Below are 12549 nucleotides of genomic sequence, written 5' to 3' on the forward strand. Positions count from 1 at the left end.
CACCCCGGGACCTCCGGCAGCCCGGTAGGCCCTCAGGATCTCCCCCCGCACCACCCTCGCACCGGTTGCAGACGACCAGTACAGCGAGCCGTACTGGAAGTCGCTGCTGAAGCCGCCGTCGGCCGTGGCCGTGTTGCCACCGACGGGGTACCCGAGGTAGCCGGCCTGAGCGCCGAGGGACCGCCACTTGGCGAGCATCTCGCCGCGGACCTCCCACGCTCCCGTCGCACTCGACCAGTAGATCGACCCGTGCTCGAAGTCGACGAAGAAGCCCGTGTTCCACGGCGCCGCGGTGTCGTCGCCGGTCGGGTAGCCGAGCAGCCCGGGGCCGCCCAGGACCTTGTACCGGGCGAGGATGTCGCCCCGCACGACGTGGGCACCGGTGTAGCGGGACCAGTAGATGTCGCCGTAGGCGTAGCTGCGCACACAGCCGCCACCGGGCAGGTCACAGCGCACGTCGGCCGTGGGCGCGCCGATGTCCACCCCCGCGGCGCGCAGCGACTCGTACTTGGCGAGGACGGCGGCGCCCCCGCTGGTCTGGGTGGTGCCGAACCAGTCGGTGAAGTAGTTGAAGAAGTTCCGGTTGCCGTAGGAGGAGCAGCCGTCCCCCCTTCCGTACCCGGCGTTGAGTGCAGCCTGGTTGGGCACGTAGGGGGTGTAGTTGTACAGGCCCGCGGTCGCCTGGTTCTGGATGTAGACCCGGGCGCTGCCGCAGGCGGGGTTGTTCGGGTAGTAGGCGATCGTGTTCGTCAGGCCGGCCCGGTAGCCGTACCGGGTGGGTCGTGCCTGGTACAGCTTGAACTGCCGGGCCGCCATGTAGAGCTGGTTGTGGAACCCGTAGTACTGCGCGTCGCAGCCCTCCGGGGTGTCCGGGCAGCCGAACCCCATGGCCTTGCGGAGGATCGTGCTCGACGGGCCGGTCGAGGTGATGAGTCCCTGCTCCTTCTGCAGGGTGACCAGGAGGACCTGCGGGTTGATCCCGCAGGACACGGCGACCTTGCGGATGATCGCCGCCGCGCCCTCCTGGCCGACGCCCTGGTACCCGTTGCAGTAGCCGTCGCCCGCCCGGGTCACGGTGTCCTGCCGGTAGTTCTTCAGGCAGGTGCTGCCGGTGCAGCCCGAGCCCTTGGCGTTGAGGAACGTCTGGATGGCGTCGACGCCCATGGTCGAGGAGTCGTAGAAGACGCCGTCGCTGATGATGTTGCCCGGGTCGAACAGCGACAGGTTCGCCGACTCGCGCAGGTCCCGGGAGGAGGGCAGCGACACGACGGCGGCCACGAGGGCCAGGCCGAGGACGAAGACCCCGGCGGTCAGCAGCCTGGGGCGGAGCCTCACGGGACCACCACCGGGAACGGCGCGGACTCGCCGACGGCGTCGGGCGAGGAGTACCGCAGCACGGCCTCCCAGGAGCCCGCGGTCAGCTCGGCCCCGGTGAGGCGCACCTCGCCGCAGCTGGTCGAGGCGACGTCGGGGGTGGCGGCCGACTCCCCGCCGGTGAGGACGACGCCGTCACGGCTCAGGGTGAGCGAGCAGGTGCCGCCGTCCTCGACCAGGTCGGCGACGTACCCGCCGGTGACCACGGCCGAGGCCGTGGGGTCCCAGCCGGAGTAGGTGGAGACCACCACGACGTCGGCCTGCCGCCCCGCCGTCGTCGTGCCCCCGCTGGGCGTGGGGGTGCTCGCCCCCCCGGCCGTCGTCGGCTCGGCGGGCGACCCCGTCGTGGCTCCGTCGTCCGCGCCTCCGGTGGCGCCCGCGGACGGCGCGGTCGAGGAGGCGCCGGCCGGCGTCGACGGCGCGGCGACGGAGGCGTCGCCGGTGGCGGCGTCCCCGGATCGGGACGCCGCGACCGCCACCCCCGCCCCGCCCACGGCGAGGACGGCGAGGACGGCGACGACGACTGACCGGCGCCGCGTTGCGGCTCGGGACATGACAACTCCCAGGGCGACCGACGGTAGGCCGGTCCTCGGTGTCGGAACGGTGCCCGGGGCGATGTGACGGGTCGATCCGTCGAGCCCTCGGTGAGCCGGAGATTACGACGTGTGACGGCTCGCGCCGGTACGCCACGCGGGCACCGCACCACCGGCGCACCGTGCGCCCGTTCCTGCACATCCCGGGGCCGATCGCCCAGCCGGCCGGTGCGGCTCAGCGGAGCGTGCGCACCGCCAGGGCCAGCGCCTCACGCCACGGCCGCGGGGCGGGCAGTCCGGCCGCGAGCCAGGCGCTGCCGTCGAGCACCGACCAGGGCGGGCGGGGTGCCGGCCGCGGGAAGGCGGCCGTCGACGTCGGCGACACCAGGCCCGCGTCCGCGCCGAGCTCCTCGTAGACCGCCCGCGCCAGCCCGAACCAGCTGACCGCACCGGCGTCGGTCAGGTGCAGCAGCGGCGGGACCGGCCCGGCCCGCTCCCCGACGGTGACCAGCCCGGCCGCCAGGCCGGCCGACCAGGTGGGCGAGCCGACCTGGTCGTCGACCACCGACACCGGGGCGCCGGCGGCGGCGCGGCCGGCCATCGTCCGCACGAAGTTGGCCCCGTGCCGGCCGTACACCCAGGCGGTGCGGACGACGGTGGCGTCCCCGCCGGCCGCGGCGACGGCGCGCTCGCCGGCCGCCTTGCTGCGCCCGTAGGCCGAGCGCGGGGCGACCGGGGCGTCGACCGGGTAGGGCGCGGTGGCGGTGCCGTCGAAGACGTAGTCGGTGGAGACGTGCACGAGCCGCGCGCGGCCGGCCAGCTCCTGCGCCAGCCAGCCCGGGGCGTGGCCGTTGACGACGGTGGCGGTGTCCTCGTCGGTCTCGGCGGCGTCGACCGCGGTGTAGGCCGCGGTGTTGAGCAGCACGGCCCGGTCGGCGCGGACGCCGTCGAGCCAGGCCCGGACGGCGCTGCGGACCGCCGTCTCGTCGGTGAGGTCCAGCTCGGCCCGGCCCAGGGCGGTCACCTCGTCGCCGGGCCGGCCGGCGAGCACCTCGAGCAGGTCGCGCCCGACCTGCCCGCGGGCGCCGGTGACCAGCCAGGCGGTGCTCACGGCTCCGGGTCCGGCACGACGGGGGCGCGGTGCGCCGTCGCGGCGGCGGCCTTGAGCGGTTCCCACCACGCGCGGTTGTCGCGGTACCACTGGACGGTCAGCGCCAGGCCCTCCTCGAAGGACACCCGCGGCGCGTACCCCAGCGCCGCGGTCTTGGAGTAGTCGACCGAGTAGCGCAGGTCGTGGCCGCCGCCGCGCGGGTCGACGATCGGCTGCACGTGGCTCCAGTCGCGCCCCGTGGCCTCGAGCAGCTTCTCGGTGAGCTCGCGGTTGGACAGCTCCCGGCCGCCCCCGATGTTGTAGTACTCGCCGGGCAGGCCCTTCTCGACGACGAGCTGGATGCCCCGGCAGTGGTCGTCGACGAACAGCCAGTCGCGGACGTTGGCGCCCTCGCCGTAGAGCGGCACCTGCTGCCCGTCGAGCAGGTTGGTGACGAACAGCGGGATGACCTTCTCGGGGAAGTGGTAGGGCCCGTAGTTGTTGCTGCAGCGGGTCACCGAGATGTCCAGGCCGTAGGTCTTGGCGTAGGCGCGGGCGACGAGGTCGCTGCCGGCCTTGGCCGCCGAGTAGGGCGAGTTCGGCTCGAGCAGGTGGTCCTCGGTCCAGGAGCCCTCGTCGATGGAGCCGTAGACCTCGTCGGTGGACACGTGCAGCACCCGGCGCACACCGTGCCGCAGTGCCGCCTCGAAGACCTGCTGGGCGCCGAGCACGTTGGTGAGGACGAAGTCGGCCGCGCCGGAGATGGACCGGTCGACGTGCGACTCCGCGGCGAAGTTCACGACCAGGTCGTGCCCGGGGAGGGCGGCGTCGAGGTCCTCGCGGCTGCAGATGTCGCCCCGCACGAAGCGGAACCGCGGGCTGTCGGCCACCGGGGCGAGGTTGGCGGGGTTGCCCGCGTAGGTCAGCTTGTCGAAGACGGTCACCTCGGCGTCCTCGTAGCCGGGGTAGCCGCCGGTCAGCATCGTCCGGACGTAGTGCGAGCCGATGAAGCCCGCTCCCCCGGTCACCAGCACGCGCATGGCTGCATCCTCCTTCGGGCACCGGCCGCGGGCACCCTCCACGGTGTGACGTCTGGGGCGGGTGGGGCCGGCCGCGACTCGTCGGGCGCCAGGTGTCAGACGGGCGGGGGCGACGGCGGGACGGAGCGTTCCGCCGTGTCGCGGGCCCGGCACCTCCCCCGGGCGCCCCTAACCTCGGTCCCGTGAGCCGAGACCGCAACGAGCAGGGCGGGTCCTCGGGCCGGCCGCTCCCGGCCCGGCTCGACCCGCGCGCCGGCCGTCCTCCCCGCACCGTCCGCGGCCAGGCGGCTCCCGCCCGGGCCGGGCTCCGGGACGACGAGGGGAGCCCCGGCCGCGGCGGCTCGGGCACCCGCCGGGGTGCGGTCGTGGCGCGCGCGGTCGCCGCCGTCCTGTCGGTGGTGCTGCTCGGCGCCAGCGGCTGGGGCTGGTACCTCGGCCGGGTCGCGGAGGCCACGGTCAACCGCACCGACGCCATCCCGACCGCGGGCAACTCCAACGCCGGCGACGCCACCGAGGCGATGAACCTGCTGCTGGTGGGCAACGACAGCCGCTCGCAGCTGTCCGAGGAGCAGCTGGCCGAGCTCAGCGCCGGCACCGACTCCGGCATCAACACCGACACGATGATCCTGGTGCACGTCCCGGCCGACGGGTCGCGCGCCTCGTTCGTGTCGTTCCCGCGCGACTCCTACGTGGCGATCCCCGGCCACGGGATGGACAAGCTCAACGCCGCGTACGCCTACGGCTACGGCGAGGTCGACGAGTCCGCACCCGAGGAGGAGCGCGCGGCCGGTGGGGCGCAGCTGCTGGTGCAGACGATCAGCCAGCTGACCGGCCTGATGATCGACCACTACGCCGAGGTGGACCTGCTCGGCTTCTTCGAGCTCAGCAGCGTCGTCGGCGGCGTGGAGGTCAACCTCTGCTCGGCCGTGGACGACTCGGCCTACTCCGGCGCGGTGTTCGACGCCGGCGTGCAGACCATCGCGGGCGCCGAGGCGCTGGCCTTCGTCCGGCAGCGGCACGGCCTGCCCCGCGGCGACCTCGACCGCATCGTGCGCCAGCAGGTGTTCATGGCCGGCGTGCTGCGCAAGATCCTCGACGAGGACGTGCTCCTCGACCTGGGCAAGCAGCGGCAGCTGGTGGAGGCGGCCTCGCAGTCGCTGACCATCGACCGCGACCTGGTGCTGCTCGAGCTGGCCCAGCAGATGCAGTCCGTCACCGCCGGCAGCATCGAGTTCCAGACCGTGCCCATCCTCGGCGACGACCGCGACGACGCGGGCCGCTCCATCCTCCGGCTGGCCGACGAGGACGACCTGCACGCGTTCTTCGCCGACCTGTCGGCCGAGCCCGAGCAGGCGGCACCGCCCACCGCGGAGGCGCCGCCGACCGTCGCACCGTCGGAGGTGTCGGTGGAGGTCTACAACGGCTCGGGCATCCCCGGCCTGGCCGCCGAGGCCGGCACCGCCCTGGAGGACGCCGGTTTCACCGTGACCAGCACCGGCAACGCCTCGAGCAGCGACCACACGCAGACGACGATCCGCCACGCCGCGGGCGACGAGGCGCTGGCCGCGGCGCTGGCCGCGCAGGTCCCCGGCGCGGTGACCGAGGCCAGCGAGGACCCCTCCCCCGGCACGGTCCAGCTGGTCCTGGGCGAGGACTTCAACGGCGTCGGCCAGCCGACCACCCCAGCGGCGCCCGAGCCCGCGCCGACCGCCGCGGCCGAGGAGCCGCGCACGGCGGCCGACACCTCCTGCATCAACTGAGGACCGCCTTCCGGCACGTCACCGCCTGGGAGGCTGGCGGCATGCCTGCCTCCTCGCGGACGCCCTCGGACCTGCTCAGCGCCGCGCTGCGCCGGGGTGGCGCCGCCCCGCTGGTCACCTCCTACGACGACGCCACCGGCGAGCGGGTGGAGCTGTCGGCCACGACGCTGGCCAACTGGGTGGCCAAGACGGCCAACCTGCTGCAGGACGAGTTCGACGTCGGCCCGGGCAGCACCGTCGCGGTCGCGCTGCCGGTGCACTGGCAGACCGCCGCGGTGCTGCTCGGCGTCTGGAGCTGCGGCGCCGCCGTCCTGGACACCGCCGTGGAGGACGACGGCCGGCTCGACTCCGCCGACGTCGTCCTGGCCGCGCGGGACCGCCTCGCCCCGCTCGAGGAGCAGGACCCGCCCGGCCTGATGGGCCTCTCGCTGCACCCGCTGGGGCTGGGCATGACCGACTACCGCGGCCCGGCCCGCGACTTCGCCCTCGAGGTGCGCGCGCACGGCGACGTGTTCTCCCCGTACGTCCCGGCCGACCCGGACGCGCCCGGCCTGCTCGCCGGGGGGCTGCAGCTGACCCTCGGCGGGCTGGTCGCCGCGGCCGGCGAGCTGGCCGGCCGGCTGGGCATCGCGGCCGGCGACCGGCTGCTGGTCGACGAGCGGACGGCGGCGGAGGCCGGGCCGGTCGCCTGGCTGCTCGCGCCGCTGGCCGCCGGCGCCTCGCTGGTGCTGTGCCGGAACGCCGTGGTCGGCGCGCTGAGGAGCCGGGCGGAGGCCGAACGGGTCACCGCTACGCTCGGCCTCCGGATCGAGGGCTTCCGCGAGCTCGGCCGGCCCGCCTGAGGGCGCCCGGCCGGGCCGCCTCACGGACGGACGGTGGTCAGATGGTGGACAAGGTCGTCGGGAGCGCCCGGGAGGCGGTGGCCGACATCGGGGACGGCGCGACCCTCGCCGTCGGCGGGTTCGGGTTGTGCGGCGTGCCGGTCAGGCTCATCGACGCGCTGCTGGAGAAGGGCAGCCGCGACCTGGTCACCATCTCCAACAACTGCGGTGTCGACGACCAGGCGCTGGGCGTGCTGCTCTACGCCGGCCGCATCCGGCGCACGATCAGCTCGTTCGTCGGTGGCAACAAGGAGCTCGCGCGGCTCTACCTCTCCGGTGAGCTGGAGGTCGAGCTGACCCCGCAGGGCACGCTGGCCGAGCGGCTGCGGGCCGGCGGCGCCGGCATCCCCGCCTTCTACACGCCGACCGGGGTGGGCACGATGGTCGCCGACGGCGGGATCCCGGTGCGCTACGACGCCGAGGGCACCGTCGTGGAGACCTCGCGGCCCAAGGAGCTGCGCGAGTTCGACGGCCGGCAGTACGTGCTCGAGACCGCGCTGACCGCCGACTTCGGGCTCGTCCGCGCCGCCGTCGGCGACCGGCACGGCAACCTGGTCTTCCACGAGTCGGCCATGAACTTCAACCCGCTGGCCGGCATGGCCGGGCGGGTCACGATCGCCGAGGTCGAGGAGCTCGTCGAGCCCGGCGAGATCACCCCCGAGCACGTGCACCTGCCCGGGGTGTTCGTCGACCGGGTGGTCGTCGTCGGCCCCGAGGGCAAGCGGATCGAGCGGCGCACCACCCGACCACGCCCGACTGCTGCCGAGCCGTCCGCTGCACCCCCGGCGGCCGGCGGCGAGGAAGCGACGGAGGAGACCCGATGACCCTGTCCCGCGACCAGCTCGCCGCCCGGGTGGCCCAGGAGCTCACCGACGGCGCCTACGTCAACCTCGGCATCGGCATGCCCACGCTGGTGCCCAACTTCGTGCCCGACGGGGTGCACGTGGTGCTGCACTCGGAGAACGGCGTGCTCGGGGTCGGGCCCTACCCGATCGAGGGCGAGGAGGACCCCGACCTCATCAACGCCGGCAAGGAGACCGTGACCATCCTGCCCGGCGCCAGCTTCTTCGACTCCGCCACCAGTTTCGCCATGATCCGCGGGAAGCACCTGGACCTCGCCGTCCTCGGCGCCATGCAGGTCAACCCCCGCGGCGACCTGGCCAACTGGCTGATCCCCGGCAAGATGGTCAACGGCATGGGCGGCGCGATGGACCTCGTCCACGGCGCCCGCCGCGTGATCATCATGATGGAGCACGTGGCCCGCGACGGTTCGCCGAAGCTGGTCGAGGAGTGCACCCTCCCCCTCACCGGCAGGGCCTGCGTCGACCGGGTGGTCACCGACCTCGCCGTCGTCGACGTCGCCCCCGAGGGGTTCGTGCTCCGTGAGGTCGCCCCCGGCGTCACCGCCGACGAGGTCGCCGAGAAGACCGGCGCCCCGCTGACCGTCCCCGGCGACGTCCCGACGATGGCGCTGCCGGCCACGGTCTGACCGCGCCACCGCTCCCCCGGTGACGTTCTCGGTCGTCGCCCGCGATCCCGGCACCGGGGCGATGGGCATCGCGGTCTCCTCGTGCATCCTCGCCGTCGGCCGCGCCGTACCGAGCGCCCGGCCGGGCGTGGGCGTGGTCGCCGTCCAGGCGCGCAGCCCCCGCGGCCTGGGGCCGGTGCTGCTGTCCGGGCTGGCCGAGGGCACCGCGCCGGCGGTGCTGGTGCGGCGGGCGGCGCACGCGGCGGAGGACGTCGACCGGCAGATCGCCGTCCTCGACGTCTCCGGGGCGGTGGCCGCCGACACCGGGCCGGGCTCGTTCCCGGTCAGCGGCCACCAGGTCGGCGACGGGTGGAGCGTGCAGGGCAACATGCTCGCCTCACCCGACGTGCTGCCGGCGATGGCGCGGGCCTGCGAGACCGCAGGCGGCCCGCTGCCCGACCGCCTGCTGACCGCCCTCGCCGCGGGCCAGGACGCCGGCGGCGACCTGCGCGGGCGGCAGTCCGCGGCGCTGCTGGTGGTCAGCGGGGAGCCTGCGTCGGAGGAGGACGACGGCGTGCGGGTGGACCTGCGCGTCGACGACTCCGGTGACCCGGTCGCCCAGCTGCGGATGCTGCGCAACCTGCAGCGCGCCTACGACGAGCGCGACTACGAGACCCTCGCGCTGTTCGCGCCCGAGGGCGCCCGCGACCTGTACGCCGCGCTCGCCGCCTCCCGGCGCGGGGACCGGGCGGCGGCGCGGGCCGCGCTGGAGGCCGTCCGCGCCCGGCCGGGCTGGTCGGCGTGGCTGGCCTCGATGGCCGGGGACGCGCGGCTGTCGGCGGTCTCCCGCCTGCTGGGCTGAGGGGCGTGGCCGGTCACGGTCGTGCTGTCACCGGCCCTCCCGCGGGTGCTCAGAGGCCGGCGGCCTCGAGCGCGGCGACCAGTTCGTCGGCGACCACCGCGTACCCCTCGTCGTCGGGGTGGGTGCTGTCGGCCCACAGGCCCTGCGAGGGTGCCAGCCAGTCCCCCGCGACCGGGTCGACGAACAGCAGCCCGGCCTGCGCGGCGGCCGCGGCCAGGGCGTCGCGGATGGCCTCGATCTCGGCGCGCGGCACGCCCGGTGCCGCCAGTGGCCCGAGGACGACGACCCGCGCACCGGGGACGGCGGCGGCGAGGTCGGCGTAGAGGGCGGTGGCCGCCGCCCCCACCTCGACCGAGGGGACGCCCGCGTCGTTGGTGCTGCCCTGCACCACGACGACGTCGGGGGCGGCCTGCGCGACGTCCGGCACCCGCGCCCGGAACGGCGCCCGGTCGCCGCCGCCGCCGTCGGCGACGTAGCCGGTGCCCGACTGCCCGGCGTCGACCTCGGTCCAGCCGAGCCGGTCGGCGGTGCGGGCGGCGTAGGTCGGGCCGACCGAGGTGCCGACGCCGACCGTGTAGGAGTCGCCCAGGAAGACCGCGCGGACCTCGGCCGCTGCGCGGTCCGGCCCGGCCGTGCCGCCGCAGGCGGCCACCGCGAGGCCGGCGGCCAGGACGGTCACGAGCGGGCCGGGAGCCCGACGGACGGGGGCGGCCACCCGACCCGGGTGACCGCCCCCGCCGGGCACGGTGCTCAGCGGAAGTACTTCTGCACGACCTCGCGCGCCATCTGCACGGCGTAGCTCTGCCCGCGGTCCTGCGGGTAGATCTGCGACATGGTGGCGAGCACGACGCCGGGCATCGACGTCTCGTGCGGCGGGATGGACGCCCGGTAGTCCGGGGTGACGACCGGCTGGGCGAACGCGGCGCGGGAGAAGTGCCAGTCCTTGACCCACGACAGCTCGAAGTCGGGGTTGAGGCGCTTGAGCCACGGCTCGTAGCGCTCGAGCAGCTCTGCCGGGTCGGTCGTGTAGCGCCAGTCGTCCCGCGGGACGTAGTTGCCGACGTACAGGACGTGCCGGCCGCCGTACTCGGACGGCGGCACCATGTTCGTGTGCTCGACGACCGCGAGGAACGGGAACGACGGGTCGTTCACGTTGAGCCAGTAGTACGGGATGACGCTGCGGTCGCACTCCAGCACGAAGCAGGTCGCGCCGAGGTACTCCGCGCGCTGCAGCACGTCGTCGGCACCGGCGTCGGTCGCCTCGGCGAACGCCGGCTGGGGCACCGTGACCAGCACCTTGTCGTACTCGTAGACGGCGCCGTCCTGGGTCCGCACCTCGACCGGGCCCGCCGGGTCGGCCTGGCGCACCGAGGTCAGGCGCTTGCCGGTCTCGATCTTCCCGCCGCGCTCCTCGACCGCGTGCAGCAGCGCGGTGTAGACCTGGTGGAAGCCGCCGTCCATGTAGCCGAGCTTGAACGTGCGGAAGTGGATGCGGGCCCACAGCCACGCCATGGAGATCTCCGGCGCGCGCGAGCCGAACTTGCCGGCCAGCAGGGGCTCCCAGATGACCTCCGCGGCCCGGCGGCCCGCCCAGCGCCGCACCCACGCCAGCGCGCGCCGGTCGTTCAGGCGCTCGCCGTTGCGGATCAGCTTGAGCGAGGCCGACGACGCCCCGAAGCGCAGCCGGTCCAGCAGCGACAGCGGCGCGAACTTGAGCATCTCCACCGGCGTGGAGAAGTCGTGCAGGGCGTCGTCGTGGAAGATGCCGGTCGTGGTCGAGTGGAACTTCAGCTTCGGCCCGAGCCCGAGCTCCTCGATGAGGGAGATCATCGCCTTGTCGGACTCGAAGATGTGGTGGTAGAAGCGCTCGAGCGGCGTGCCCTGCACGAGGATCGAGCCGGCCAGCCCGCCGATCTCGTCGGCAGCCTCGAGGAGCGTGACGTCGTGACCGTCCTCGACCAGGTCGTAGGCGGCGGTCAGTCCTGTGGCGCCCGCGCCGATGATGCCGATGTTCACGAGAAGCTCCATTTCTTGTTCAGGAAGAACTGAAAGACCGCGACGACCGGCATGGACGCGATCTTGACGATGTTGGCGTCCACCCCGAGCCAGGAGTGGAAGACCAGGAGCAGCACCGCGACGAGGCCGATGCCGAGCAGACCGACCGAGTAGAACTTCGCGAAGCGGCGCAGCATCCCGTCGCGCTTGCGGAAGTTCAGGTAGCTGTTCAGCAGGAAGTTGTTCGTGATCCCGGCCGACGTGCTGATCGCCGTCGCGAGCTGCTCGTGCATGCCGAGGACGTTGTAGAGGACCAGGAAGAGGACCAGGTCGAGCAGGACGCCCGAGACACCGATCAGCTGGTAGAGGAAGAAGCTCCGGTAGCGGCCCCAGAGCTCACGCGCGGTCCCTGCGGAGCGGCTCTGCGTCGCGGTCATGTTCCACCACCTTCTGCACCATGTAGAGCGGCCGTCCCTGGACCTCGGTGTAGATCCGGCCCACGTAGGAGCCGATCACGCCCAGCGACAGCATCTGCACGCCACCCAGGAACAGGACCATGATCATGAGGAGGGTCCAGCCGGGGACCGACACGTCGGGGAAGAACAGGCGCAGCCCGATGGCGTAGACGATGCCGAGCAGGGCGAGCACCACGGTGGCCACGCCGAGCCGGGTGATCATCTTGAGCGGCACCGTGGAGAAGCTGGTCACGCCGTCAGCTGCCAGGCGGAGCATCTTCGACATCGGGTAGTTCGTCTGGCCGGAGGTGCGCTCGTCCCGGTCGAAGGGGACGGCGACCTGCTTGTACCCGAGCGAGGCGACCAGGCCGCGGACGAAGCGGTTGCGCTCGCGGTGCGCCCGCAGGACGTCGGTGGTCGCGCGGTCCATCAGGCGGAAGTCGCCGGTGTCCACCGGGATGTCGACGTCGGCGAACCGGTGCAGGAGCCGGTAGTACGCGTGCGCGGTGAACCGCTTCATCGGCGTGTCCTTGCGGCTGCGCCGCTGCGCGTACACGATCTGCGCGCCGGACTCCCAGGCCGCGATGAGCTCCATGCTCACCTCGGGCGGGTCCTGCAGGTCCGTGTCCATGACGATGACCGCGTCACCGCGAGCGTGGTCGAGCCCGGCGGTGATGGCCATCTGGTGCCCGAAGTTGCGGGACAGGTCGACCACGCGGACCAGCGGGCAGGACTCCGCGATCCGCTCGAGGATCTGCAGCGACCCGTCGCGCGAGCCGTCGTTCACGTAGATGAACTCGAAGTCCAGGTCCGGACGGGTCTGCGAGGCCGCCAGCAGCCGGTCCTGGAAGGTCTGGATGCCGCCGGCCTCGTTGTAGACGGGGAGCACGTAGGAGACCAGCCGGCGCCGCTCGGGCTCGGACACCGGGGGCCGCTGCTGCGCGGCGTGGTCGGACTTGATGACGGGGGTCGCCATGGGGGCCTTTCGTGGTCTTCGGCGTCGTGGGACAGGGCCCGGTCGTCCGCTCTGCGCGGGGACGAGGGGCCGGAGAGGTCAGGAGTCGCACCTCCGGGCGGGGATCCGCCTGCGG

The 12549-nt window shown here is 73.8% G+C and carries 13 protein-coding genes; 5 read left to right on the plus strand and 8 right to left on the minus strand.

The features are described 5' to 3' along the window. From BMZ33_RS23090 to rfbB, 4 genes are all read right to left on the minus strand, one after another. Window positions 1-1335, minus strand: a 1335-nt coding sequence (locus tag BMZ33_RS23090; RefSeq protein ID WP_211202806.1) for an LGFP repeat-containing protein, incomplete at its 3' end; no start/stop codon positions are given. Then, window positions 1332-1928, minus strand: coding sequence for a hypothetical protein (locus tag BMZ33_RS05415; protein WP_091108534.1), 597 nt, complete (start codon window positions 1926-1928; stop codon window positions 1332-1334). The genes BMZ33_RS23090 and BMZ33_RS05415, both read right to left, overlap by 4 nt. A gap of 214 nt (window positions 1929-2142) precedes the next feature. Further along, entirely contained in the window at window positions 2143-3018 is an 876-nt protein-coding gene (gene rfbD / locus BMZ33_RS05420; protein ID WP_091108535.1) for a dTDP-4-dehydrorhamnose reductase, read from the minus strand. Continuing rightward, window positions 3015-4037: a dTDP-glucose 4,6-dehydratase gene (rfbB, locus tag BMZ33_RS05425; RefSeq protein ID WP_091108536.1), complete on the minus strand. Its 1023-nt coding sequence runs from the start codon at window positions 4035-4037 to the stop codon at window positions 3015-3017. Before rfbB ends, rfbD begins: the two co-directional genes overlap by 4 nt. Window positions 4038-4219: 182 nt before the next feature. Here rfbB and BMZ33_RS05430 point away from each other — a divergent pair, with 182 nt between their 5' ends. The 5 genes from BMZ33_RS05430 to BMZ33_RS05450 are packed head-to-tail and all read left to right on the plus strand — an operon-like array spanning window position 4220 to window position 9008. Beyond that, window positions 4220-5797, plus strand: coding sequence for an LCP family protein (locus BMZ33_RS05430; protein WP_091108537.1), 1578 nt, complete (start codon window positions 4220-4222; stop codon window positions 5795-5797). Window positions 5798-5838: 41 nt separating this feature from the next. Then, window positions 5839-6639 (plus strand): TIGR03089 family protein, encoded by an 801-nt coding sequence (locus tag BMZ33_RS05435; protein ID WP_091108538.1) that lies wholly within the window; start codon window positions 5839-5841, stop codon window positions 6637-6639. 41 nt (window positions 6640-6680) lie between these two features. Beyond that, window positions 6681-7502 (plus strand): CoA transferase subunit A, encoded by an 822-nt coding sequence (locus tag BMZ33_RS05440; protein WP_169063928.1) that lies wholly within the window; start codon window positions 6681-6683, stop codon window positions 7500-7502. After that, window positions 7499-8167 carry a CoA transferase subunit B gene (locus tag BMZ33_RS05445; RefSeq protein WP_091108539.1) on the plus strand — a complete coding sequence of 223 codons (669 nt, stop codon included), beginning with the start codon at window positions 7499-7501 and terminating at the stop codon, window positions 8165-8167. The genes BMZ33_RS05440 and BMZ33_RS05445 overlap by 4 nt, the downstream gene beginning before the upstream one ends. Before the next feature lie 19 nt (window positions 8168-8186). After that, on the plus strand, window positions 8187-9008 hold the full coding sequence (locus BMZ33_RS05450; protein WP_091108540.1) for a DUF1028 domain-containing protein: 822 nt from the start codon (window positions 8187-8189) through the stop codon (window positions 9006-9008). A 49-nt stretch (window positions 9009-9057) separates the two neighbouring features. Here BMZ33_RS05450 and BMZ33_RS05455 read toward each other — a convergent pair whose 3' ends face one another. The 4 genes from BMZ33_RS05455 to BMZ33_RS05470 form a co-directional block, all read right to left on the minus strand. Continuing rightward, the gene (locus tag BMZ33_RS05455; RefSeq protein WP_169063929.1) at window positions 9058-9687 is read right to left on the minus strand and encodes an SGNH/GDSL hydrolase family protein; all 630 of its coding nucleotides are present in this window, start codon (window positions 9685-9687) and stop codon (window positions 9058-9060) included. A 71-nt stretch (window positions 9688-9758) separates the two neighbouring features. Next, entirely contained in the window at window positions 9759-11024 is a 1266-nt protein-coding gene (locus BMZ33_RS05460; protein WP_169063930.1) for an NAD(P)/FAD-dependent oxidoreductase, read from the minus strand. Then, window positions 11021-11440, minus strand: a complete 420-nt coding sequence (locus BMZ33_RS05465) for a GtrA family protein (RefSeq protein WP_091108543.1) — start codon at window positions 11438-11440, stop codon at window positions 11021-11023. Before BMZ33_RS05465 ends, BMZ33_RS05460 begins: the two co-directional genes overlap by 4 nt. After that, entirely contained in the window at window positions 11400-12434 is a 1035-nt protein-coding gene (locus BMZ33_RS05470; RefSeq protein ID WP_091108544.1) for a glycosyltransferase family 2 protein, read from the minus strand. The genes BMZ33_RS05465 and BMZ33_RS05470 overlap by 41 nt, the downstream gene beginning before the upstream one ends. Window positions 12435-12549 lie beyond the last annotated feature (115 nt).

Origin of the sequence: Geodermatophilus dictyosporus (assembly GCF_900115505.1) — a bacterium.
GTDB classification, from domain to species: domain Bacteria; phylum Actinomycetota; class Actinomycetes; order Mycobacteriales; family Geodermatophilaceae; genus Geodermatophilus; species Geodermatophilus dictyosporus.